This window comes from Clostridium sp. CMCC3677, assembly GCF_023845585.1.
In the GTDB taxonomy this organism is placed as follows: Bacteria; Bacillota; Clostridia; order Clostridiales; family Clostridiaceae; genus Clostridium; species Clostridium aquiflavi.
Genome location: NZ_JAMQHS010000009.1, coordinates 98106 through 122971, shown reverse-complemented (window position 1 = coordinate 122971; position 24866 = coordinate 98106). Strand labels below are relative to the sequence as shown.

Below are 24866 nucleotides of genomic sequence, written 5' to 3'. Positions count from 1 at the left end.
CCTAACTTTTTAATAATATTACTTAAGACCTCAAATATCTTTTTGAGTTTTATCCTTTAGCTAACTAACCATAAAACACCCTCTTAGATAATTTTCTTTATAAAAAAAGTACCTTGGTACAAACTAATGTATCCAACATACTATTTTTTAACATCATTTAATTTATACAGGATACTTAACTTTACGTCCTGTTGATGATAACACATTTAATATAAAAGTTATGTACTTTTAAATACACAAGAATTATATTTTATATAATTCATTGGAGCATTGCTTCAAAAGATTTTTTTCATCTAATATAGTTATATTATTTATAGATGTTTTAATAATATTTTTTTCACGAAGAAGTTTTAAATATTTAGCTGTGTTAGTTCTATTCATACCAATAATTGCAGATAAATCCTTTTGAGATATTCTAATTACACCATCTTTAAATTCTGATGACATTAAACACGAATATAAAAAATTACATATCTTAACTAGTCCATCATTAAAAAGAATATTTGTAGTATCATACATTAATAAATTAACCATTTTTACAAAGCCTTCTAACATAGTTTCATATAGCTCAGGATTGTCTTTAATAATATTTGCAAAGTTATCTTTCTTGAAAGCTAAAACCTCTACATCACATATTGCTAAAAGTAATACTGAATGCTCAAGGCTACAATCAGATGGATAATAAAAAGGTTGTATGGTTCCCTTACCATGAAAAGAAAAATTCTTTTCATTACCACTTGGATGTAACATAGATAATTTCACTGTGCCAGATACAATATAAAATATTGTATTCATACTATCATCTATATCACATAGATATTCTCCCTTTTTGTAATATTTTACTTCATGTTCCTTGGTACGAAATAATTCTTCATATTTTTTAAAATTATTACTGAAATAATATCGTGGAGTATACATAAACTCATCCCCCTTTACATAAATATAAGACTAGTCATTTTAATTCTATTAAAATGACTAGCCTTATATAACTTTTATAAATTTTAATTATTATTCTACAGTAACAGATTTAGCTAAATTTCTTGGTTTATCTATATCGCAACCTTTAGCTTTAGCTACATAATATGATAATAATTGAAGTGCAGCAACACTCAATACCGGTGCAAACATATCCATAGTTCTTGGAATGTAAATTACTTCATCTAGAACTTCTTCTAATCCTTTAGTTCCTTGATAACAAACTCCAATGACTTTTGCTCCTCTTGCTTTAATTTCTACAATATTACTTACCATTTTTTCTTTTAAAGCTTCTTGAGTTAATAAAGCAATTACATTTGTTCCCTCTTCAATTAAAGCTATAGGACCATGTTTTAATTCTCCACCAGCATATGCTTCAGCATGAATATATGATATTTCTTTAAGTTTAAGTGATCCTTCTAATGCAACTGCATAATCAAGACCTCTACCTAAATAAAATACATCTTTTTCTTCATACATTTTTTCAGCTATTGCTTTTATTTTTTCTCTATCTTCTAAAACTAGTTCTACCTTTTCTGGTAAATCTAATAACTCTTCTTTTAATTTTTCTAATCTATCACTCTTTAATCTTCCTAATATTTTGGCAAATGTCATAGCCATCATATACATTCCGATTATTTGAGTTGTATAAGCCTTAGTAGATGCAACTGAAATTTCAGGTCCTGCTAATGTATATAATACATGATCAGCTTCTCTTGATACTGAACTTCCAACTACATTAGTTAATGCTATTATAGTAGCTCCAATATTTTTACTATTTCTTAAAGCTGCTAATGTATCTGCTGTTTCTCCAGATTGACTTATAACAATAACTAAAGATTTATCAGTTACTAATGGATTTCTATATCTGAATTCAGATGCTATATCAACTTCTACTGGGATTTTTGCAAATGATTCAATTAAGTTTTTACCTACAAGTCCAGCATGATATGCAGTACCACAAGCTACTATAAATACTCTATCTGTATTTTCTAAATCTTCTTTAGTTATTTTTAAATCATCTAAAAGCATACTCTTTTCCATTGAAATTCTTCCAGCCATAGTATCTCTTATAGCTCTTGGTTGTTCATGAATTTCTTTTAACATGAAATCTTCAAATCCACCTTTTTCAGCAGCATCTTCACTCCATGTAACATGGTAGATATCCTTTTGTATTTCTTTTCCATCTGTTGAATAAAGCTTAACTCCATCATTTGAAAGAACAGCTATTTCATGATCTTCTAAAAGATATACATCTCTTGTATAGCTTAATACAGCTGGAATATCTGATGCGATGAATGATTCATCTTTTCCTAATCCTACAATTAAAGGACATTCTTTTCTTACTGCTATTAATTTATCTGGCTCGTCTTTACAAACAACACCTAAAGCATAACTTCCTTCAAGTCTCTTAAGTGTTTTAATTATAGCTTCAAATAAATTTCCTTCATAATAATAATCAATTAAATTAGGAATTACTTCTGTATCTGTTTCTGATTTAAAAGTATATCCTTCTCCTTTAAGCCATGTTCTTAATGTTAAGTAATTTTCAATTATTCCATTTTGAACTACAGCAATTGTTTCTTTACTATTTAAATGTGGATGTGAATTAACATCTGATGGAGCTCCATGTGTTGCCCATCTTGTATGTCCTATTCCCATGTTTCCTTCAACAGGATTTTCCTTTATATTATCTGCTAAATTAGCTAATCTTCCTTTGAATTTTCTTACTTCAATTTCTCCATTATTAACAACAGCTACTCCTGCTGAGTCGTAACCTCTGTATTCTAACTTTGATAATCCATTAATTAAAAATGAAGTAGCTTTCCCACTTCCTAAATATCCAACTATTCCGCACATATTAATCTTCCTTTCTTAATTCATAATATTAAAATTACAACCTCTTTTAGATTCCTCTAATTATAAATTTAAAAATAGGCATAATAATACTCATAAATACAAAATCTAAATTAAGAAGGTTTTAACACCTAACTGGATTTGTACTATAAATTGCTTTATAGCTTTGCCAGTTGTTAACGGTAGTGCAAATACCGTGGGGCACCCGCCGAAGTTTCGATACTCCCCAACCTCGTCAACTTAAAATTAATTTCATTTTAGTTATTTGATATTTACTATTAATTATTCTTAATAATAAACAATAACAAAAAATTATTTTAAGTCCTGGCGCTTTAATCTATATTACTAACTAAATTATCCCTCCAATCAACTGATTTCATGCCTATGGATTTATTTTATCATATAATTTGAGTTTGTCTACAATATAATATATATCTTTTGGCATAAAATTCTACAAAATTTAATACTTTTATTCAAAAAAAACACTTATATTTTTTTCTTGCATAAAAATATAAGTGTTTTTTAAATGTATATTAAGTTTTTACTATATATTTAATTTTTTTATTGATAATTTAATACAAATTACACCAAATTAGACTCATTTTCTGAAATATCAATTTACTAAAGCTCCACTACCATCTAATTTATATTTTCCTATCATTGTATTATAAGCCATTTGTCCATTTGAATAACAATAATACCATGTTCCATTATCTAATATCCAACCAACTTTCATTTTTCCATCATTATCAAAGTAATACCAATTCCCATCGTTTTTAAGCCATCCTCTTGCATCTCTTCCACTAAATCTAAAATAGTGCCAATAGCCTTTTTCACTGTACCAATATCCACCATTATAATAACTCGATACATCCTTCTCATTATCATTATTGTAATCTGTAAAAGTCTTTGGAATATTATAATAGTTATAATATGCAGTTGGATACTTAGACTTATTCCAATAAAATCCATTGTTTATCAAAAAATCATCACTGACAAGTAAATATTTATCTCTAATTATATTATCATTATTAGTTATATCTAAATTGTACCAATTTCCATTGATATTAACTAAATTCCAAGCATGTCCTGTCCCATTCATAGTACCACTAACTATTCTAGATTCTATTCCTAATATCTTAAACATTTTATATGCTGTCATAGCATAACCTTGGCAAATAGTTTCTTTTGTTGTTAATGCAGAATATACATTATCAGACTTTATACTATAATCATATTTGTATATCTTAACCAAATAATTATTTATAGCTATAACTTTATCTATTGTGCTCATATTAGGATCTATTAAATTATTTACTATTCTTTTTAATTCGCTATCTATAAAATCTTCTTGAGATTTAGTTGTTCTATATTGTATTGTAAATTTATTTTTTGCTCCATTAATTTTAATATTATATGAAGACACTGATCTTTCTAAGTAATCCTCACTATCTATTGCACTATCTAATACAGATTGAATATTATCACCAAAATAATTAAGAGTAAATTCTGTTTCCCAATCTTTTAAATTATCATAAATTTCATTTTTTAATTTATTAGAATCATAAAACGTTTCTGATGCATAAACATTTATGTTTGTAGAAGCTATTATAATTATTCCTATTAATATTACTTTTAATGTGTTTTTTAATCGGTTCATTCTACTCCCCCTAAATATTTTACTTAATTAATATAAATTAATTAATTGTTATATTGTATTTTTAAATTCTTAAAATACACTCCTATATCCACGAATTTTTACTATAATATCAAAACATTATTAAAATAGAGTGTATTACTAAGATGTATTCATAATTTATTAGTAATTATACTATATATTTCAACTTAATGAAAATTCCAAATTATACATATCTATTTATCAATACAGGAGGTAATATGAAATTGAACTTATAAACACTAAAAGAGTATAGTATTTATAAGTTCAATTACTCTGTCCACTTTACTTATGCATATATAAATACAAAGCTAAAACATAGCTAAATTTATGTTACATTCCTGAAGAAAGTGTCCAAGGCTTATCTATTTTTTCTTTTAAATCATTGTAACTGTTAATTAAAGAATTATAACTAACTTCTAATTGTTCAGTAGTCAAAAGTTGCTTATAATAATCTTGCTTTGTAGCTAGTCCAAGATCATATTGAAGCTTAGTTATCTTAGTTTTGTTATACAATACATCAAGCTGTGATTTCATTGAAACTATATTACCTTCTAATGTCACAAGTTTTGTATAAGTAGTAAGCAATGTTTGTTTCATTGTTCTCTTTGCATCACTTACCGAATTCATTGCTGTATTTGCATTATATTCACTTTCTATATCTTTTAAAGAAGCCGATATCCAATTATAATAATTAGTTGACCAATTCTTTAACGCATCTTTATATTCAGGTTTAGTATTTCCCTCTTCATCCTTATAATCATTTTCATTTGGAGGTACTGGTTTAGAGCCTGCTGTACTTGAATAGTTATCTTCAACCCAATCAGCTAATTTTTTATTATATCTAAAATAAGTATCGATTCTCTCATCAAGGTAAGAATCTAAAGATTCATCTAATTTTAATTGTTTGAATTTAACATCGTCCTCTAAATCATAATCTTCAACATCTATATCTGTTATTATTTCAAAAACTTTTTTACTATTCTTTAGTTCCTGTTTTTTTGATTTTCTATCAGCTTTAAGTTTTTCTAATTCAGCTTTAGCATTTTGCATTTCAATTGTACTAACTAATCCTATTTTTTTCTTTAGCTCCATGTTTTCATATTCTTTAGTTTTAATGTCTATATCTATCCCTATGTTTTCTAATTCTTTTTCAAGTATTACTATTGAATTATATTTACTAGTTACATCTACAGATATCTGATCTTCTAAAAATTTTCTTTTTTGTTCATTTTGACTCATTTGTATATCATTATATCCATTATCATCCATATCAACATCTTCATAAAAATCATCTTTTTCCTCAAGCATATCCTGTTTTTCTTCATTCAATACTATCTGATAGCTATTATCTATTGCCGAATCTATAGCCTTCTCTAAACTTAATATTGGCTTAGAGGTATTTGCATTTACTGGCATTTGAATTAGCGAGGCTGAAGTTATTAAACCAGCAATAGTTAATGCAACTAATCTTTTTAAACTATTATTCATTATATAATCTCCTCTCTAAAAGCTTATTATTTATTTTCATCGTTATTATTTAGTATTTCTTCAGTTTTTTCTTCTATTTGTTTTAAATTTATATCATAGTTTGCCTCTTCATTATTAGTATCTATTTTTTCTTTATTTCTAAAAGATAAATTATTTACTTTTTTAGTTATTTTATCTTTTAATTTATTAAATTTATTAAAGAATTTCTTTTCTAATTTATCAAATATCATATAAATAGTAGGTATTAATATAAGTGTTACTAATGTAGATACTGAAAGTCCTCCTATTATTACTACTGCAAGAGGTTGCATTGTTTCTCCACCACTACCAAAAGATAATGCAGTTGGTATCATTCCTACAACAGTTGTCATTGTAGTCATAAGAACTGGTCTAAGTCTAGTTGCCGATCCAATAGCAACTACATCTGTTAAATTATCATTTGGTTTAGCCTTTCTAAGTTGTTCAATATAATCTATTAAAATTATACCATTATTAACAACTATACCGACTAATAATATAGAACCGAGCATTCCTACAACATTAAGATTTGCCCTTGTTATTACTAATGCAAAAACAACTCCAACAAATGCAAATGGTATACAAAACATTATAATAAATGGTTTGCTAAATGACTCAAATTGAGCAACCATTACCATATAAACAAGTATTATTGCTATAACCATAGCAAATATCAATCCACTCATTGATTCATTCATCATTTCTGTTGCTCCACCAAAAGAAATACTATAATCTCTTGGTAAATCTAATTCGTTTATAGCATTCATAGCTTGTTTTGATGCAGTACCTATATCTAAATCATCTACTGTTGCTGAAATAGTTATAGTATAATCTCCATCACTTTTAGAAATAGATTTCAAACTATCTTCCATAGTTATCTCTGCAAATACTCCAATTGGAACTTCTTGACCACTTTGAGATAAAATTTTAATTTGTTTTATATCATCTAAACTATCAATACTTGATTCTTGAAATTTTAAATTAACATCAACTTTATAATCATCTATTGTAGCTGTTGTCACAGAATCCCCATTTATTGCTGTACGTAACAAACCAGCTATTCCTGATGTATTTATACCGTATTGTTGAGCTTTATCCTTATCTATTTTAAATTGTGCTTCTTTTGTTGTATCAGCTAAAGACGTTGTTACATTTCTAAATCCACTTAATGAATTTAATTTTACTTCTGCTTGTTTTGCTATTTCTTCTAAAACATCTATATCTGGTCCTTTTAGTTCAAGTGAAACTCCATCTGAACCACCAACCATACTACTACTCATATTAACTTTTACTTCGCAATCAGGCACAGTGGCCATTCTTTCAACAATTTCTTTTTCTATATCCTCTGTAGATTTCTTTCTTTCCTTTTCAGGAACTAACTCTACAGCTATATTAGCACTTGTACCACTACTAGATTTTGATCCTGAAGACAAAGTTGTCATAGTAGTTTTTATTTCCTGAATATCTGCAATTTTATTTTCTGCCATAGATACATAATAGTCACTAGCATTTAATTCAAGACCTTCTGGCAAACTTATAGATATACTTAATTTTCCTTCATCTGTTGATGCCATAAAATCAACACCTATAAATGCTGCTCCAAATATAGACCCAATAAATAATAAAATACTTATAAATACAACTATCTTTTTATGATTTAAAGAGATTTTCAATATACTTCTATATCTTTTACTAATTTTATCAAAAATAGGTGATTGTTTTTCAACAAGTTTTTTAGCATTTTCACCTTTACTTAATTTGGCAAAAATACTAGGAACCAATGTTATTGCTACTATTAAAGATAATGACAATGCATATATAAGTGTCTTCGCTAAAGCACCAAACATTATCTTAGTAAATCCTTCAGTAAATAAAATTGGTAAAAATATAGCTACTGTTGTTAATGTTGATGCTACAATTGCATTTGTTACAGTTTGAGCACCTTTTATAGAACAATCATCAATATCCAATACAGTGTCTCTCCTATATTGAAATATATTTTCTATAATAACCGTTGCATTATCAACAACCATACCTACGGCTATTACAAGTGAACCTAGTGTTACCATATTAAGAGTTTCACCTGTAAAATAAAGTAATGCAATAGCACCTATTATTGATGTAGGAATTGCAATAGCAACAACTAATGATGCCCTCATATTTTTTAAGAAAAGAAAAATTACTAAAAACGCAATAACAGCACTTATAGCAAGATTTTGCATTACACTTTTAATTGAATCATTTATATATTCACTAGAGTCATTAACTACTTCAATTTTATATTCAGGATTTTCTGAATTAAGTTTTTCTACTGTTTTATGAACATCCTTCATAACTTGTACAGTATTTGCATCTTGCTGTTTCTGTATATCTATTACTAAACTATTTTGACCATTATACCTATATATAGCTTGTTTCTCAGCAAATCCATAATCAACATCACAGATCTTATCTAACCTAACAGTTTTTCCACCACTTACTGGTATTTGAACTTGTTTTACATCTTCTAACGAATTTAATTCATCAATACCTCTTAAGACTATTTTATCTTCACCTTGAATTATTGAACCATATGGAAAAGTTTTATTAGTAGCTGATAAAGTATTTTTTATAGTCTGCAAACTAACTCCATAATTTGATAAAATAGCAGGATCAGCAGTTATATTTACTTGTGATTTATCTCCACCATTAATTCCTGCTTCAGTAACTCCAGCTACTGATTCAATTTTAGATTGAATAGTATCTTCTGCATATTTCATTAATGCTTCCGAGCTGTGTCCACCAGAGATAACTAATTGAGATATTGCTTGCGCATTCATATCCATTTTAAGAACAGTAGACTTTGTAACATCATCAGGTAAAGTTGATTGCACAGAATCTACCTTTGATCTTACATCATTCAATATTTCATTTAAATCTGTTCCATATTCAAATTGTGCCACAACCATTGAAACACTTTCTTGAGACATAGAAACAGTCTTTTTAACATTAGATATTGCCGATAATTTTTCTTCAATTTTTTCACTTATTTGTTCATCTATATCTTCAGGACCCGCTCCTGCCCATTGCGTTGTTACCATTACTACTGGTATTTCTATATCCGGCATTAAGTTAGCTGGCATCTTCAAATAGCCTATATAACCAAACATAATAACAACCAAAAATACCATTATTATTGTAAGAGGACGTTTAACTGAAGTTTTAGTTAAATTCATAATCTTAGTCCTCCTTTTCTACAGGAAATACTTTACTTCCATCAGTTATAAGTGTTATTCCTCCAACAACTACTGTATCATCAGAATTAATTCCAGATTTAATTTCAACATCTATTGATGTCTCTATCCCTGTTTCTACTGCTGTTTTTATAGCTCTAGTTTCATCATTTACTATGTATAAATATTTCTTACCATCCTCTTCAAATAAAGCTTTTTTAGGAATAGTTATTGTGTTTTCATTCTTTTCTAGACTCAAATTAACTTCTGCTGACATTCCTGCTTTTAAAGCATTTGATGAATTATCTATTAATATTTTTATTTGGTATAAAGAAGTCTGTGAATCCACAACTAAAGGCACATATTCAACTTTACCATTAATAGTTTGTCCATCTATTATAACTTCTACATCTTGCCCTGCTGAAAATTTATTTATATCAGCTTGAGCTACATTTATATTCACTTCTAAGGTATTTGGACTAGAAACAATAAATGCTGGTTGTTGTTGACTAATCATTTCATTTGAATCACAATTTTTAGCTGTAATTACACCATCAACTGGTGATACTAATGTAAGTTTATTTAAATTACTTGCTGCTACATCATATGATACTTTAGCTTGTTCTAATTGCTTCTCTGCTAATTCTTGTAACTCAGGAATATTTTTTTCAGTTGTTGTTGTATATGATTTTTCAGCTATATCTAATTGTTGTTTAGCTTGATTTAAGCTAAGCTCTATTTTTTTATATTGATCTTCACTTATTGCATCTCCTTGATACAATGCAGTATACATATCATAATTTCTTTTTGCTTCATCATATTGTAATTGAGCAAGTTTCACCGAATTTTCTAATTGATTTGTTTGGCTTTCTATACTTCCACTTGTAGTATTATTATAATTTGCTTGTGCTAAATCCAATGCTGCTTTTGCTTGACTAACACTATTATTAACATCATCACCTTTTAAAGTCAAAAGTATATCCCCCTTTTTAACTTCTTGTCCAAGTGACACATATGTTTTTTCTATTGTTCCAGCCATTTCTGTTGTAATAGAGGTTTCAGTTGCTACTTTAGTAGTACCTGTAAATACATTTTTATTTTCTATCTCGCTATTTTTTGATTTTTTAACCGATACCGCTATGGATTTTTCTTGTTCTTTTGGTACATCTTTGTTTCCACATCCAACTAGCCACATCATATTAAATATTAATAATAATGCTAAATATTTTTTCATACTTATTGCCTCCAACCCTTCTAATGTAATATTAAAATTAATCTATATTTTAAATTAATGTTGATATTATAGTCCAAAAGAAAAATGGCATTCTGTCCATAAACTTTGTACTAAAATATCAACATTGTTTTAACTATCTGTCATACTTAAAATATCATTCAGTTGTAAAAAACACCATTAATAGTCAAGTTTTATTAATATTAGTATTAATTGATAAAATATAATTAATTATAAATTTATAATTATTCTAAGTCAATAACTTTTCTATCTTGTATATAAATAGTTATTAGTTTATAATTTATTTTATACTATAACGTATGAACGCATATTAAGGAGTTAAATTAATGCATAAACAAGATTTAGATAAAATTTCCGATTCTTTATTAACTTTTTTATTTTTAGTTAAAAATAATATATTTAGTGAAAATGAGTTTATAAAAAATTTTCCTAAACCACCAAAAGAAGTTGAAGATTATATGAATGAATTTCCTATGCCACCGTCTCATACAAAAGTAATTCTATATCTTCATAAATCAAATTCTTCACCAATATCTCAAATAGCTAGTAATTTAGGTATATCTAAATCTAATATGACACCCATAATAGATAAGCTTATAGAATACGGTCTAGTTAATAGATATCCAGATTCTAAAGATAGAAGAATACTTAGAGTTGAATTAACTGCAAAGGCATTAGATATATTTGAAAAATTCAGAAATGCTGCAAAAGCTAAATTGGCAAGTAAAATTGAAATTTTAGATGATGATGATTTATACGCATTAAGTGATTGTGTATCAAAGCTATACGATATAATGCAAAAAATAGAAAAAAAATAAGACAGATGAAATCATTCGTCTTATTTTTCATTTATTTTAATTTATAAGTTTAGGCTAATTTCAACACCGTAGTGATCAGATATTACATCTTTGTTTATTCCATTAAATATTACTTTAGATGTTATAACATCTAAATTTTTATTACTTAAAATCAGATCTAATCTTAATTTATCTTTATTTTCATCCCAACCATCTATTTTCCCTTTGACTGTAATTCCACTATCAGCTTCTTTTGATATATTAAATGTATCAATTAGACCTTTATTAAGTAAATAATCATATCCTTCATTTCTTATAAACGCATTATTATTAAAATCACCCATAAAGAATGTTATATTATTAGAAACATTTTCTTCTAATAATTTTTTCACTTGATGTTTAAATGGCTCTTCTTCATCTTCCCACCATCCTAGATGACAAGAATAAAGATCTATATTTTCATTATTATACTCAAATGTGACTTTTACAATTTTTCTAGTATTCCAATACTCTCTCTCTGTTCCTTTACTTATAAAAAATGATTTTTCATTAATTATATTATGTTTAGTAAATATAGCTAAACCTTCTTCATATTTTTCATAACCTATATGGGAAAAATCCCAAAAGAAATTATAATTAGCATTATTTTTAGCTAATTCTTTTTGTAATAATACTGCAAAGTTATCCTCTTTTAGATTACCATCAATACTTTTTGCATCAATAGATTGACTTACTTCTTGAAATGCCATTGCATCATAATCTTTTTCCCTTATTATCTTAGCTAAATACTTTATTTTATCTATTTGATTCTCTTCTTGCCAAGAATGACAATTTAAAGTTAATAACTTCACTTTACTACACTCCTAATATATCTTGAATATTTGACTTTAAAACATCAGCTTTTGGTCCATATATTGCTTGTATCCCTTTATCTTTTATTACTAAACCAAGAGCTCCATTTTTCTTCCAATCTTTTTCATCAGAAACTAAAGCTTTGTCTTTTACTGTTACCCTTAAACGAGTCATACAAGCATCAACATCTACAATATTTTCTCTTTCACCTAATAATGAAATTATTTTTACTGCTAATTCATCACCTGATGTATTTGAATTTGATGAGTTTTTTGAAGATTCATCTTCTTCTGAATCTATATAATTTCCTCTTCTTCCTGGAGTAGCAATCTTAAATTTCTTTATTAAGAAATTAAATGTAAAGTAATTTAAGAAGAAGAATGCAACCCCACTAATTACAAAGTTAATTAAATCCATTGATAAACCTGCTCTTACGAACATAGGTACACGAGTTAAAAATTCAACAAATCCGAAAGCTTGTATTCTTACGCTAATAATATCTGCTAAAGCAAATCCTATACCTGTTATAACTGCATATACTCCATAAAGAATTGGTGATACAAACATAAACATAAATTCTATTGGCTCTGTAACCCCTGTTAAAAATACTGCAAGTCCTGCTGATAAAAACATTGATTTATATTTATGCTTCTTATCTTCATCAACATTCTTATACATTGCAAGTGCAACCCCTATTAATGAAGCACTTGAAAGAACTACTTGACCATACTTAAATCTTGCTGGTGTAACCGTTGTTAATAAATTATTATATGAAGACATATCTCCTGCACCCTTTAAATTTATTAAATCTGATATCCATGCAAACCATAATGGATCTTGACCAGCTATAACATGTCCAGCATTAGCTCCAGTTAAAATAGTATAAACCCCGCCTAATTCAGTATAGTTTACTGGTATTGTAAGCATATGATGTAATCCAAATGGTAATAGTAAACGTTCTAAACATCCATATACAAATGGTGATAATATTGGCGCTGTATCTTTAGATGCTGCAAGCCATACACCAAAGGCATTCAATCCTGATTGAGCAAATGGCCATATAATTGAAAGTGCTATTGCCATAACTACTGATCCTACAATTACTACAAAAGGAACAAAACGTTTACCATTGAAGAATGATAATGCATTAGGTAATTTATTAAAGTTATAATACTTGTTATATAATGTGGCTCCTAAAAACCCTGAAATAATTCCAATGAAAACTCCCATATTTAGAGCTGGTGCTCCAAGTATAGATGTAAAATAATCTCCAACTATTAATTGTTTTCCAAAAAGTGATGTTACTGTTGCAGTTTTATCCGCTAACATTGCTGAACTAACTCCAAAAATAGCTCCTGTAATACGGTTAGTAAGTATAAATGCTATTAATGCTGCAAATGCTCCACCTGCACGTTCTTTTGCCCAAGATCCACCAATTGCAACCGCAAATAGAATATGTAAATTACCAATAATACCCCAACCTAAGTCTTCAACAACTCTTGCAATGGTTTGCATTAAAGCTAAATCTCCAGACATTCCTATTAATTTTCCAAGACAAATCATCAATCCTGCTGCTGGCATTACAGCAACAACTACCATAAGCGCTTTACCGAACTTTTGCCAAAATTCAAATGAAAATAGTTTTTCTCTCTTTCCTTCCATTACTCTTCACCTATCCTTATTATAATTATTTTTTCTCAATACCCTTATCCCATAATAGATTCATTACTACATTAATCTATATAATCTACATTCCCATGGTTTTAAATTTATACTACTAATTTCATCATGTTTATCTACTTCGTAATTTGATAAAATTAAGTTTTCAAATTTTAATGTTTCTTTTTCATATTTATATAAATTTTCATTATCTGATAAATTGCATATTATCATATATTTCTTATCACCCAAAATTCTAATATATGAATATATATTTTCATCTTCATCTAAGATAAGTTTATATTCACCATAGCTTAAAGTTTCGCTATTCTTTTTAGTATGTATCATTTTTTTATAGAAATTTAACACTGAATTAGAATCTCTTAACTGTGCTTCAACATTAATTTCTTTATAATTTGAGTTAATATCTATCCAAGGTTTATTATTTGAAAATCCAGCATTTTCACTATTATCCCATTGCATTGGAGTACGTGAATTATCTCTTGATATTGCCCATATTTCTTTAAGTGCTTCTTCTTCTGAAATCCCTGATTCCACTCTCTCATTAAATATATTTACCGATTTAATATCATTATATTTATTTATGTTTTCAAATTTAACATTGGTCATACCAAGTTCTTGTCCTTGATAAATAAAAGGAGTTCCTTGCTGCATAAAATACATTAAACCTAATGCTTTAGCACATTCTACCCTATAATTTTTATCATTTCCCCAAGTTGAAACAACCCTTGGAATATCATGATTTTCTATAAATAATGCATTCCAGCCAACACCATTTAGATTATTTTGCCATTTTGTTAAAGCTTTCTTTAAACCTACAACTGATAATTTAGAATCTGAATCATAATCCCATAAATCAAGATGTTCAAATTGAAATACCATATTAAATTTTCCATCTTCTTCGCCAACCCAAAGTTCTGCTTCTTCAGAATCAACTCCATTAGCTTCACCAACAGTCATAATATCGTAATTTTCAAAAGTCTTATCTGCAAGTTCAGCTAAAAATCTATGTATACCCGGAAAATTCATGTGCTTTTCAAATGAAGATACATATCTTTCATTTCCTTGACTTTTAATGTCTTCGAAAGTTTGATCTTTTTTAATATGACTTATAGCATCAACTCTAAATCCATCAATTCCTTTGTCTAACCACCAATTTACCATTTTATATAGTTCGTTTCTAACATCAGGATTTTCCCAATTTAAATCAGGTTGTCTTTTTGAAAATAGATGTAAGAAATATTCTTTTGTATTTTCATCATATTCCCATGCAGAACCTTTAAATATACTTTCCCAATTGTTAGGTTCAGCACCATCTTTGCCTTCTTTCCAAACATACCAATCTCTTTTAGGACTATCTTTAGATGACTTAGATTCTATAAACCACTTATGTTCATCACTAGTATGATTGATAACTAAGTCAATAATTAATTTCATACCTTTTTTATGAACTTCTGTTAATAATTCATCGAAATCACTCATTGTTCCAAAGTCTTCCATTATATCTTGATAATCACTTATATCATATCCATTATCATCATTAGGAGACTTGTACATTGGACATATCCAGATTACATCTATTCCTAAGTCTTTTAAATAATCTAACTTAGATATTATTCCTCTTAAATCACCAATTCCATCCCCATTAGAATCTTTAAAGCTTCTAGGATAAATTTGATAACCTATTGCTTCTTTCCACCAATTTTTTTTCATTAATAAATACATTCCTTTCGCAATCGGTTGCATAAAATATAAAAATTAAATGACTCATTTTATATACTAACAAAGCCACTATTTAATTACATTCTTAGTAACTTAAATTTATCATTTGTATTTAAATCTAGGTATTTTCTTCACTTTTGTATTTTGATTATATCAATTTTTATAACCGATTACAAAAGAATTTTTTTCTTTTTAAGATAAAAATTATATATAATTCTTTAGTTTTCATATTTTTTCTCATAATTACAAAGGATTTCTTCGCAATCGGTTGCAAATTGTTATATATGATTCAATAAAATTTATTATTTTATTGAATCTCTAATTACTAAGTTAGTATCAATTATATAATGATCTACCTCTTTATTATTACTTTCTAAAGAATCTATTAGTATTTTAGATGCATAATATCCTAGTTCATATGCATTTATATCAACAGATGCTAACGGTGGATTTTGAAATTCAGCTAATTGTGTGTTATTAAATCCTATGATAGAAATATCTTTTAAATTTTTTTCTTTAAAGACTTTCAATGCACCAAAAGCCATCATATCATCTTCTGCTACAATAGCATCAGGAATTCCATATTTCAATAGTTCTTTTGTAGCTTCAATTCCCTCTTGCTCAGTAAATTCTTCTTTAATTATTATATATTGTTCTTTTATATTAATTCCATTCATTTGGCATGATACTTTAAATCCGTTTACTCTATCTTTAGTTAAATTCCATTCTTTTCTAGCCCCTAAAAAAGCTATTTTTTTCTTTCCTCGCTTAGCTAAATTATTAACCAAATCATACGTCGCTTTAAAGTTGTCATTATCTACCCATAAAATTCCATCAGTTTCTTCTGGTCTACCAATAACAACAAATGGAAAACCTGTTTCTTTTAAATATTTTATATTGCTATCATCAGATTTAGCTCTTAACAAACAAATTCCATCTACTAAATTACTACTTATAAAATCCTTTACATGGTGTGCTTCATGTGCTTCATCTTTACTAAATGCATAAGTAATATAATAATTCTTACTTTGAGCATATACACTCATACCCTTCATTGCTTGAATGAAAAATGGATTTGTTAATAAATCTTGTGCTTCATTTGGAAGTATTACACCTATTATTCTTGTTTTATTATTTGCTAAGCTTCTAGCTATTGCATTAGGTTTATATTTTAACTTTTTAACAGCTTCTCTTACTTTACTTTTAGTTTCTTCACTAATCTGACTGCTATCTGATAATACTCTAGATACAGTTGAAGTTGAAACATTTGCTTCTTTAGCCACATCTTTTATAGTAACCTTCATAACATCCTCCAAATTCTCTATTCTTAAAATATGTTATTTTGTTTTTATTAATTCTTGCTTTTGTAATCTCGTTAACCTTTTTATTTTATATTCTCTTCTCATAGCCTCTTTTTTATCTTCAAAGATTTCATAATACAAAAGTTTAACTGGAGTTCTCCCCCTTGTATATTTTGCCCCTTTTCCTGAAGAATGCATTTTTATTCTCTTCTCTAAATCATTTGTCCATCCAGTATATAAAGTATTATCTGAACATTCTAAAATATAAACATAATTCATATATAAATTCCCCAAAATTTTCTTATATGTTATTAGTAACTATTATAACATAAAGTAGTCAATATTTTTATATGATAAATAAAAGCGCTTGCATAAAATAAGTTTCGTATAAATATATATTTATGAATCTAACTTTTGGAAAATTTTACACCCCAGGGGTAAAATAAAAATGTGGATTCAAATTTAATGAATCCACATTTTTTAAAGTTATCCACACTTTTTTTAATAAATGAAATTGTTATCTACAAAAACTGTGCATAAAATTGTGATAAAAATTTATGTTCTTCTTCTAACCATATTGCATCTTAATATAATTTATTAGTTATTTATTAGTTTGTCTTCATTATTCCAACAATAAAGTTTACGTATTTCACTACCAACTGCTTCTGATTGATGTTCTGCTGCCAATTTTCTCATTGCTTTAAAGTGAGCTTGTCCTCCTGCTTCAGACATATCTAATAAGAAATCTTTTGCAAAAGTTCCATCTTGAATATCCTTAAGTACTTTCTTCATAGTCTTCTTAGTTTCTTCAGTAATTATCTTAGATCCTGTAATATAATCACCATATTCAGCTGTATTTGAAACTGAATATCTCATTCCAGCAAAACCTGATTGATAAATAAGATCTACTATTAATTTCATTTCATGGATACATTCAAAGTAAGCATTTCTTTCATCATATCCGGCCTCTACTAATGTTTCAAAACCCGCTTGCATAAGAGCACAAACACCACCACAAAGAACTGCTTGTTCCCCAAATAAATCAGTTTCTGTTTCTGTTCTAAATGTTGTTTCAAGCACACCAGCTCTTGCTCCACCAATTGCATTTGCATATGCAAGTGCAGTTTCTAAAGCCTTACCAGTTGCATCTTGATGCACTGCTACAAGACAAGGAACTCCTTTACCTAATTGATATTCACTTCTTACTGTATGTCCCGGTCCTTTTGGGGCAATCATTGTTACATCAACATCCTTAGGTGCTGTTATTTGATCGAAATGAATATTAAAACCATGAGCAAACATTAACATATTTCCTGCTTCAAGATTTGGTGCAATATCCTTTTTATACATTGCTGCTTGTAATTCATCATTTATAAGAATCATGATTATATCAGCTTTTTTTGCTGCCTCAGCTGTGCTAAACACTTCAAATCCTTGTGCTTCTGCTTTAGCCCATGATTTACTACCTTCATATAAACCTATAATTACATTACATCCTGATTCTTTAGCATTTAATGCATGAGCGTGCCCTTGACTACCATAGCCTATTACTGCAATAGTCTTTCCTTTTAATGAATTTAAATCTGTGTCTTTTTCATAATACATTTTTGTCATTTTAACGTCCCCCTAATTATTTAATTTATATCTTCTTCACTCATAAGTTGATTAATGGGTGCACCAGGTGCAACCATAGGAAAAACTTTTTTATCATTGCTTATTACATAATCTATTAAAACAGGTTCTTCTGAGGCAATTGCTTTCTTTAAAGTCTCTTCAAGATCTTCTCTTTTTTCAACCCTAAACCCCTTAGCACCAAAAGCTTCTGCAAGCTTAACATAATCTGTTTGCCTATCTAAAGTCGTCTCTGAATATCTTTTTTCATAAAATAATGTTTGCCATTGTCTTACCATTCCTAGTGCATTATTATTCATAACTATAACTACTAATGGTAATTTATTTTTAACTGCTGTAGCCATCTCATTGCAATTCATACCAAAGCTTCCATCTCCAGCAATATTAAATACTTTTTTATTAGGCTTACCTATTTGAGCACCTATAGCAGCTCCAAAGCCATACCCCATAGTTCCAAGTCCACCAGAACTTAAGAAACTTCTTCTATTAGTATAATTAAAATACTGAGAAGCCCACATTTGATGTTGTCCAACTTCAGTAGTAATTATAAAACTACCATCATTTAGTTTATTCAGCTTATCAAATAAAAACTTTGGTGTTAACTCCCCATTGTTGCTTTCATCTATGTGCTTTTCTCCTTTAAGAGAATCTATAAAATTAATCCATTCTTTATTCTCCTTTTTTTCTACTAACGGTATTAATTTATTTAATACATATTTCAAATCTCCAATTATTGATGAATCTACTTTTATATTTTTATTTATTTCTGCTGGATCTATATCTATATGAATTATTTTTGCATTTTTAATATGATTTTGATCACTTATAACTCTGTCACTAAATCTTGCACCTAATACTATTAATAAATCACATTGAGTCGCACCTACATTTGATGCTTTTGTTCCATGCATTCCAATCATTCCTGTATATAAATTATGATCAAATGGGAATTCAGAAGTACACATTAAAGAAGTAGATACAGGTGCTCCTATTTTTTCTGAAAACTTTATTAATTCCTCTGTTGCCTCAGAAGAAACAATTCCGCCCCCAGCATATATAAATGGTTTTTTACAATTATTTATATAATTTATAGCCTCATGAAATGAACCTTCTTTTATCTTATCTATTCCCTTAGTTATTTTTTTAGGAATCAAATTTTTATATTCTGTTTTATTAGATGTTATATCTTTTGGTATATCTATTAAAACAGGACCTTTTCTACCTTCTTCAGCTATATAAAATGCCTCTCTTATTACCTCTTGAAGATCTTCTATATTTTTTACAATATAATTATGCTTTGTAATAGGCATTGTAATTCCAGCTATATCTACTTCTTGAAAACTATCTTTACCAAGAAGTGGTTTAGCTACATTTCCTGTGATAGCTACCATAGGAATTGAATCCATATAAGCTGTTGCTATTCCTGTAACCAAGTTTGTAGCTCCTGGTCCTGATGTTGCTATACATACTCCAACTTTACCAGTTGCCCTTGCATATCCATCTGCAGCATGTGCAGCTGCTTGTTCATGACAAGTTAAAACATGACGAATCTTCTCTTTATATTTATATAATTCATCATATATATTTAAAACAGCCCCTCCTGGGTATCCAAAAACTGTGTCTATACCCTCATCAACAAGAGACTTTATCAATATTTCAGCCCCCGTTAATAACATTTTATTCACCCCTTTGCTTTACTTATTGCTATCTGCGTATTAATTTAACTATGTTTTGAAAATATGCATTGATACATACAATGCCACTTTGCTTATGCATGTATCAACGCTTTGTTAAAACATAGAACATTACTTTAATATTGCACCTTCACTGGCAGAGCTTACAAGCTTTGCATATCTAGATAAGTACCCATCTTTTACTTTTGGTTCTAGTGGTTTAAATTTAAGTTTTCTTCTTTGAATTTCTTCGTCACTTAATTTAACTTCTAATTTTGCATTATTTATATCTATTGAAATAATATCCCCATCTTCTATTAATCCAATCATTCCACCAGATGCTGCTTCTGGAGAAACATGTCCTATAGATGCACCTCTAGTAGCTCCACTAAATCTTCCATCAGTTATAAGTGCAACAGAATCATCAAGTCCCATACCTGCAATTGCTGCTGTTGCCTGAAGCATCTCTCTCATTCCAGGTCCCCCTTTAGGTCCCTCATACCTTATTACAATTACATCACCTGGATTTATTTTTTTATTAAAAATTGCTGAATTTGCTTCCTCTTCTGAATTAAATACTCTAGCTGGTCCTTCATGAACTAACATCTTCGGTAAAACTGCTGCTCTTTTTACAACTGCACCATCTGGAGCTAAGTTTCCTCTAAGTATTGCTATTCCTCCATTTTCGCTATACGGATTATCTATTGGTCTAATAACTTCATAATCTTTAACTGTTACCCCTTTAATATTTTCTCCTTGAGTTTTTCCTGTAACAGTAATACAATCTAAATCCAAAATATCTTTCTTAGAAAGTTCATTCATGATTGCAGTAATTCCACCTGCTGCATACAAATTCTCAATATGAATATTTGAAGCTGGTGCCAACTTACAAAGATCTGGTGTTTTTGATGATAAATCATTTATTATATCTAAATTCATATCAACCTTTGCTTCATTTGCTATTGCTGTTATATGAAGCACACTATTAGTTGAACATCCAAGTGCCATATCAGCTTTAAGTGCATTCATAATACTTCTTTCATTTATAATGTCTCTTGGTTTAATATCATTTTCTAACATCTTCATAACAGCCATTCCAGCTTTTTTAGCAAGTCTTATTCTTTCGGAAAAAACTGCTGGAATAGTTCCATTTCCAGGTAACGCTATACCTAATACTTCACATAAACAATTCATAGAATTAGCTGTGAACATTCCTGAACATGAACCACATGTCGGACATGCACACTCTTCTAAATCACATAATTCCTTTTCATCCATTGTTCCATTTTCATATGATCCAACAGCTTCAAACATTGTAGTTAAAGAAATATCTTTTCCTTTATGTTTTCCTGCAAGCATTGGCCCCCCACTTATAACAACTGATGGAACATTAACTCTTAAAGCACCCATAACCATACCCGGTACAATTTTATCGCAATTTGGAATTAAGACTAATGCATCAAAAGCATGGGCTTTAGCCATACACTCAATAGAATCTGCTATAAGTTCTCTTGTAACTAAAGAATATTTCATTCCTTCATGTCCCATTGCTATACCATCACACACCCCAATTGTAGGTATAACAAGTGGCGTACCACCAGACATTAAAATTCCTTTTCTAACAGCTTCAGTTATTTTATCAAGATTCATATGACCTGGAATAATCTCATTTTGTGATGAAACTATTCCTATAATAGGTCTTGAAATTTCTTCATTTGTTAATCCTAAAGCCTTAAGAAGTGATCTTTGAGCTGCTTTTCCATGACCTTTTTTTATAACATCACTCTTCATAAATCACTATTCCCCCTTATTTATTTTTTTACAAACTAAATCTCCCATTTCATTAGTTCCAACTTTAATTTTTCCTTCACTCATTATATCTCCAGTTCTATAACCATCTTCCAAAACTGATAACACTGAACTTTCAATTAGCTTTGCTTCACTTTCTAAATTAAAACTATATCTAAGCATCATGGCTGCAGATAATATTGTTGCTAATGGATTTGCAATTCCTTTACCTGCTATATCAGGTGCACTACCATGAATTGGTTCATACATTCCTAAAGTCCCATCACCTAATGATGCTGATGGTAACATTCCAATAGATCCTGTAATCATACTAGCCTCATCAGATAAAATATCCCCAAACATATTAGAAGTTACAATTACATCAAATTGAGTTGGATCTTTTACAAGTTGCATTGATGCATTATCTATATATAAATAATTAACATTAACTTCTGGATAATCTTTTGAGATTTCCCCAATTACTTTTCTCCAAAGTCTAGAAGTTTCAAGTATATTTGCCTTATCAACACATGTTAATTTTTTATTTCTCTTCATTGCTGTTTCAAATCCAATTTTAACTATTCTCTTTATTTCAACAGTGCTATATCTTTCTGTATCATAAGCTGATTCTACGCCTTCTAATTCTTCTCTTCCTCTTTCACCAAAATAAATACCGCCTGTTAGCTCTCTTACAATAGCAATATCTATTCCATTTTTAACTATTTCATCTTTAAGTGGTGATGCATTTTTAAGAGGTTCATATAATACTGCTGGTCTTAAGTTACAATAAAGATTCATTCCACTTCTTAATCCTAATAATGCTTGTTCAGGTCTAACCTTTGCATCAGGATTATCCCATCTTGGCCCCCCCACAGCACCTAACAAAACAGCATCACTTTTTTTACATATATCTAGAGTTTCCTTTGGAAGAGCTTCTCCAGTTTTATCAATAGAACATCCTCCAGCCATTACATATTCATATTCAAATACATGTCCAAACTTTTTCCCAACTACGTTCAATACTTTTATAGCTTCTGTTACTATATCAGGGCCTATCCCATCCCCTGGTATTACAGCCACATTATATTTCATAAATAGTCCCCCCATTATTTTTATTTATTCCTTATTGCTTACTAAAAATTATTTGTTTCTTATATATCCTATTAGCCCATCATTATCTATAATTTTTTGCATAAATTCAGGAAATGCTTCACCTTGATATTGTTCATTTTTACTTAGATTCTTAATTATCCCTGTTGAGAAATCAACTTCAAGTTCATCTCCATTATTAATATTTTTTACTGCTTCATCACACTCTAATATGGGTAAACCTATATTTATTGAATTCCTATAAAAGATTCTTGCAAATGTTGATGCTATAACACAGCTAATCCCCGATGCTTTAATTGCTATAGGTGCATGTTCTCTTGAAGAGCCACAACCAAAATTTTTATTAGCAACTATTATATCGCCGTCTTTTACGTTATTAACAAAATCTTTATCTATATCTTCCATACAATGTAATGCAAGTTCTTTATGATTAGATGTATTTAAGTATCTTGCTGGAATTATTACATCAGTATCAACATTATCACCATATTTAAATACTCTACCTTTTACGTTCATATAAAAATCCCCCTTTATACTAACTCTGGATCAGTTATTTTTCCTGTTAAAGCTGATGCTGCTGCTACTGCTGGACTAGCAAGATATACTTCTGATTCAACATGTCCCATTCTACCCACAAAATTTCTATTTGTTGTTGAAACACATCTTTCTCCTTTTGCTAATATTCCCATATGACCACCTAAGCATGGACCACAAGTTGGTGTTGAAACCACTGCTCCTGCTTCAATTAAATCTTTAATAATACCTTCTTCTAATGCTTGCAAATAAATCTTTTGAGTTCCTGGAATAACTATACATCTAACTCCTTTTTTAATTTTTTTCCATTTTAAAATTTCCCTTGCTATTCTTAAATCTGATATTCTTCCATTTGTACAAGATCCAATAACTACTTGATCAATATCTATATTTCCTACATTATCAATAGTTCTTGTATTATCAGGTAAATTAGGAAATGAAACTGTTGGTCTTAAAGTATTTAATTCTATCTCTATAACTTCATCATATTCTGCATCTTCATCAGCTTTATAAACTTTCCACTCTTTCTTAGTATGTTCTTTTAAATACTCAACTGTGTTATGATCTACTGGGAATATACCATTTTTTCCTCCTGCTTCAATTGCCATATTAGCCATTGTAAATCTGTCATCCATGGAAAGATAACTTAATCCATCTCCAACAAACTCCATTGATTTATATAAAGCTCCATCAACACCTATCATTCCAATTATGTGTAAAATTATATCTTTTCCACTTACCCATTTAGCTGGCTTATTTTTAAGAATAAATTTTATAGCTGATGGAACTTTGAACCAAGTTTGTCCAGTAGCCATTCCTGCTGCCATATCAGTTGAACCTATTCCAGTTGAAAATGCTCCAAGAGCTCCATATGTGCAAGTATGAGAATCAGCACCAATAACCACATCCCCTGCAACAACTAGTCCTTTTTCAGGAAGTAAACAATGCTCTATTCCCATTTCTCCTACTTCAAAGAAATTTTCTATCCCCATCTTATTAGAAAATTCTCTAACATACTTTACCTGTTCAGCTGCTTTTATATCTTTATTTGGAGTAAAATGATCTGGCACAATTGCAATTTGACTTTTATTAAAAACTTTATCAATACCAAATTTTTTAAATTCATTTATAGCCACTGGTGTTGTAATATCATTTCCTAAAACTAAATCAAGATTTACTTCGATTAATTGACCTGCTTTTACACTTTCTAATCCTGCATGTTCCGCTAATATTTTTTGAGTCATTGTCATCCCCATTTTTATCATCCTCCTAAAAATATGTTTTTAACTCAGCAAAT

At 28.9% G+C, this 24866-nt stretch carries 18 protein-coding genes; 1 reads left to right on the top strand and 17 read right to left on the bottom strand.

From position 1 onward, the window contains the following. Positions 1–243: 243 nt before the first annotated feature. The 6 genes from NG901_RS12590 to NG901_RS12565 all read right to left on the bottom strand — a co-directional run bounded on the left by NG901_RS12590 (position 244) and on the right by NG901_RS12565 (position 10462). On the bottom strand, positions 244–918 hold the full coding sequence (locus tag NG901_RS12590; protein WP_252215161.1) for a Crp/Fnr family transcriptional regulator: 675 nt from the start codon (positions 916–918) through the stop codon (positions 244–246). A gap of 90 nt (positions 919–1008) precedes the next feature. Then, the gene (gene glmS / locus NG901_RS12585) at positions 1009–2835 is read right to left on the bottom strand and encodes a glutamine--fructose-6-phosphate transaminase (isomerizing) (RefSeq protein ID WP_252215158.1); all 1827 of its coding nucleotides are present in this window, start codon (positions 2833–2835) and stop codon (positions 1009–1011) included. 610 nt (positions 2836–3445) lie between these two features. Beyond that, positions 3446–4492, bottom strand: coding sequence for a transglutaminase domain-containing protein (locus NG901_RS12580; protein WP_252215156.1), 1047 nt, complete (start codon positions 4490–4492; stop codon positions 3446–3448). 348 nt (positions 4493–4840) lie between these two features. Further along, entirely contained in the window at positions 4841–5998 is a 1158-nt protein-coding gene (locus NG901_RS12575) for a TolC family protein (protein WP_252215154.1), read from the bottom strand. Positions 5999–6024: 26 nt separating this feature from the next. After that, a complete protein-coding gene (locus NG901_RS12570; RefSeq protein ID WP_252215152.1) occupies positions 6025–9231 on the bottom strand; it encodes an efflux RND transporter permease subunit in 3207 nt (1068 codons plus the stop codon). A 4-nt stretch (positions 9232–9235) separates the two neighbouring features. Further along, entirely contained in the window at positions 9236–10462 is a 1227-nt protein-coding gene (locus NG901_RS12565; RefSeq protein WP_252215150.1) for an efflux RND transporter periplasmic adaptor subunit, read from the bottom strand. Between the two features lie 344 nt (positions 10463–10806). Here NG901_RS12565 and NG901_RS12560 point away from each other — a divergent pair, with 344 nt between their 5' ends. Beyond that, a complete protein-coding gene (locus tag NG901_RS12560) occupies positions 10807–11298 on the top strand; it encodes a MarR family winged helix-turn-helix transcriptional regulator (RefSeq protein ID WP_252215148.1) in 492 nt (163 codons plus the stop codon). A 41-nt stretch (positions 11299–11339) separates the two neighbouring features. Here NG901_RS12560 and NG901_RS12555 read toward each other — a convergent pair whose 3' ends face one another. The 11 genes from NG901_RS12555 to leuC all read right to left on the bottom strand — a co-directional run bounded on the left by NG901_RS12555 (position 11340) and on the right by leuC (position 24825). Then, positions 11340–12128 carry an endonuclease/exonuclease/phosphatase family protein gene (locus NG901_RS12555; RefSeq protein ID WP_252215146.1) on the bottom strand — a complete coding sequence of 263 codons (789 nt, stop codon included), beginning with the start codon at positions 12126–12128 and terminating at the stop codon, positions 11340–11342. 4 nt (positions 12129–12132) lie between these two features. Continuing rightward, positions 12133–13791, bottom strand: coding sequence for a PTS transporter subunit IIBC (locus tag NG901_RS12550; protein WP_252215143.1), 1659 nt, complete (start codon positions 13789–13791; stop codon positions 12133–12135). Positions 13792–13857: 66 nt separating this feature from the next. Next, positions 13858–15522, bottom strand: a complete 1665-nt coding sequence (locus tag NG901_RS12545) for a glycoside hydrolase family 13 protein (protein WP_252215140.1) — start codon at positions 15520–15522, stop codon at positions 13858–13860. Between the two features lie 311 nt (positions 15523–15833). Further along, on the bottom strand, positions 15834–16835 hold the full coding sequence (locus NG901_RS12540; RefSeq protein ID WP_252215137.1) for a LacI family DNA-binding transcriptional regulator: 1002 nt from the start codon (positions 16833–16835) through the stop codon (positions 15834–15836). A gap of 33 nt (positions 16836–16868) precedes the next feature. After that, positions 16869–17111, bottom strand: coding sequence for a GIY-YIG nuclease family protein (locus tag NG901_RS12535; protein WP_252215135.1), 243 nt, complete (start codon positions 17109–17111; stop codon positions 16869–16871). Between the two features lie 318 nt (positions 17112–17429). Beyond that, positions 17430–18446 (bottom strand): ketol-acid reductoisomerase, encoded by a 1017-nt coding sequence (gene ilvC / locus NG901_RS12530; RefSeq protein ID WP_252215134.1) that lies wholly within the window; start codon positions 18444–18446, stop codon positions 17430–17432. A 20-nt stretch (positions 18447–18466) separates the two neighbouring features. Continuing rightward, complete coding sequence (gene ilvB, locus NG901_RS12525; protein ID WP_252215132.1) at positions 18467–20140, bottom strand: biosynthetic-type acetolactate synthase large subunit; 1674 nt, start codon at positions 20138–20140, stop codon at positions 18467–18469. Positions 20141–20269: 129 nt separating this feature from the next. Beyond that, on the bottom strand, positions 20270–21928 hold the full coding sequence (gene ilvD / locus NG901_RS12520; RefSeq protein WP_252215130.1) for a dihydroxy-acid dehydratase: 1659 nt from the start codon (positions 21926–21928) through the stop codon (positions 20270–20272). A 6-nt stretch (positions 21929–21934) separates the two neighbouring features. Further along, positions 21935–23017 (bottom strand): 3-isopropylmalate dehydrogenase, encoded by a 1083-nt coding sequence (leuB, locus tag NG901_RS12515; RefSeq protein ID WP_252215128.1) that lies wholly within the window; start codon positions 23015–23017, stop codon positions 21935–21937. A gap of 48 nt (positions 23018–23065) precedes the next feature. Continuing rightward, positions 23066–23551, bottom strand: coding sequence for a 3-isopropylmalate dehydratase small subunit (gene leuD / locus NG901_RS12510; protein WP_252215126.1), 486 nt, complete (start codon positions 23549–23551; stop codon positions 23066–23068). A 14-nt stretch (positions 23552–23565) separates the two neighbouring features. Then, complete coding sequence (gene leuC, locus NG901_RS12505) at positions 23566–24825, bottom strand: 3-isopropylmalate dehydratase large subunit (RefSeq protein ID WP_252215123.1); 1260 nt, start codon at positions 24823–24825, stop codon at positions 23566–23568. Positions 24826–24866 lie beyond the last annotated feature (41 nt).

Excerpts from the sequence above, each read along its gene's own strand:
- NG901_RS12590 (WP_252215161.1), bottom strand. The coding sequence starts at position 918 with ATGTATACTCCACGATATTATTTCAGTAATAATTTTAAAAAATATGAA.
- glmS (WP_252215158.1), bottom strand. The coding sequence starts at position 2,835 with ATGTGCGGAATAGTTGGATATTTAGGAAGTGGGAAAGCTACTTCATTT.
- NG901_RS12580 (WP_252215156.1), bottom strand. The coding sequence starts at position 4,492 with ATGAACCGATTAAAAAACACATTAAAAGTAATATTAATAGGAATAATT.
- NG901_RS12575 (WP_252215154.1), bottom strand. The coding sequence starts at position 5,998 with ATGAATAATAGTTTAAAAAGATTAGTTGCATTAACTATTGCTGGTTTA.
- NG901_RS12570 (WP_252215152.1), bottom strand. The coding sequence starts at position 9,231 with ATGAATTTAACTAAAACTTCAGTTAAACGTCCTCTTACAATAATAATG.
- NG901_RS12565 (WP_252215150.1), bottom strand. The coding sequence starts at position 10,462 with ATGAAAAAATATTTAGCATTATTATTAATATTTAATATGATGTGGCTA.
- NG901_RS12560 (WP_252215148.1), top strand. The coding sequence starts at position 10,807 with ATGCATAAACAAGATTTAGATAAAATTTCCGATTCTTTATTAACTTTT.
- NG901_RS12550 (WP_252215143.1), bottom strand. The coding sequence starts at position 13,791 with ATGGAAGGAAAGAGAGAAAAACTATTTTCATTTGAATTTTGGCAAAAG.
- NG901_RS12545 (WP_252215140.1), bottom strand. The coding sequence starts at position 15,522 with ATGAAAAAAAATTGGTGGAAAGAAGCAATAGGTTATCAAATTTATCCT.
- NG901_RS12540 (WP_252215137.1), bottom strand. The coding sequence starts at position 16,835 with ATGAAGGTTACTATAAAAGATGTGGCTAAAGAAGCAAATGTTTCAACT.
- NG901_RS12535 (WP_252215135.1), bottom strand. The coding sequence starts at position 17,111 with ATGAATTATGTTTATATTTTAGAATGTTCAGATAATACTTTATATACT.
- ilvC (WP_252215134.1), bottom strand. The coding sequence starts at position 18,446 with ATGACAAAAATGTATTATGAAAAAGACACAGATTTAAATTCATTAAAA.
- ilvB (WP_252215132.1), bottom strand. The coding sequence starts at position 20,140 with ATGTTATTAACGGGGGCTGAAATATTGATAAAGTCTCTTGTTGATGAG.
- ilvD (WP_252215130.1), bottom strand. The coding sequence starts at position 21,928 with ATGAAGAGTGATGTTATAAAAAAAGGTCATGGAAAAGCAGCTCAAAGA.
- leuB (WP_252215128.1), bottom strand. The coding sequence starts at position 23,017 with ATGAAATATAATGTGGCTGTAATACCAGGGGATGGGATAGGCCCTGAT.
- leuD (WP_252215126.1), bottom strand. The coding sequence starts at position 23,551 with ATGAACGTAAAAGGTAGAGTATTTAAATATGGTGATAATGTTGATACT.
- leuC (WP_252215123.1), bottom strand. The coding sequence starts at position 24,825 with ATGGGGATGACAATGACTCAAAAAATATTAGCGGAACATGCAGGATTA.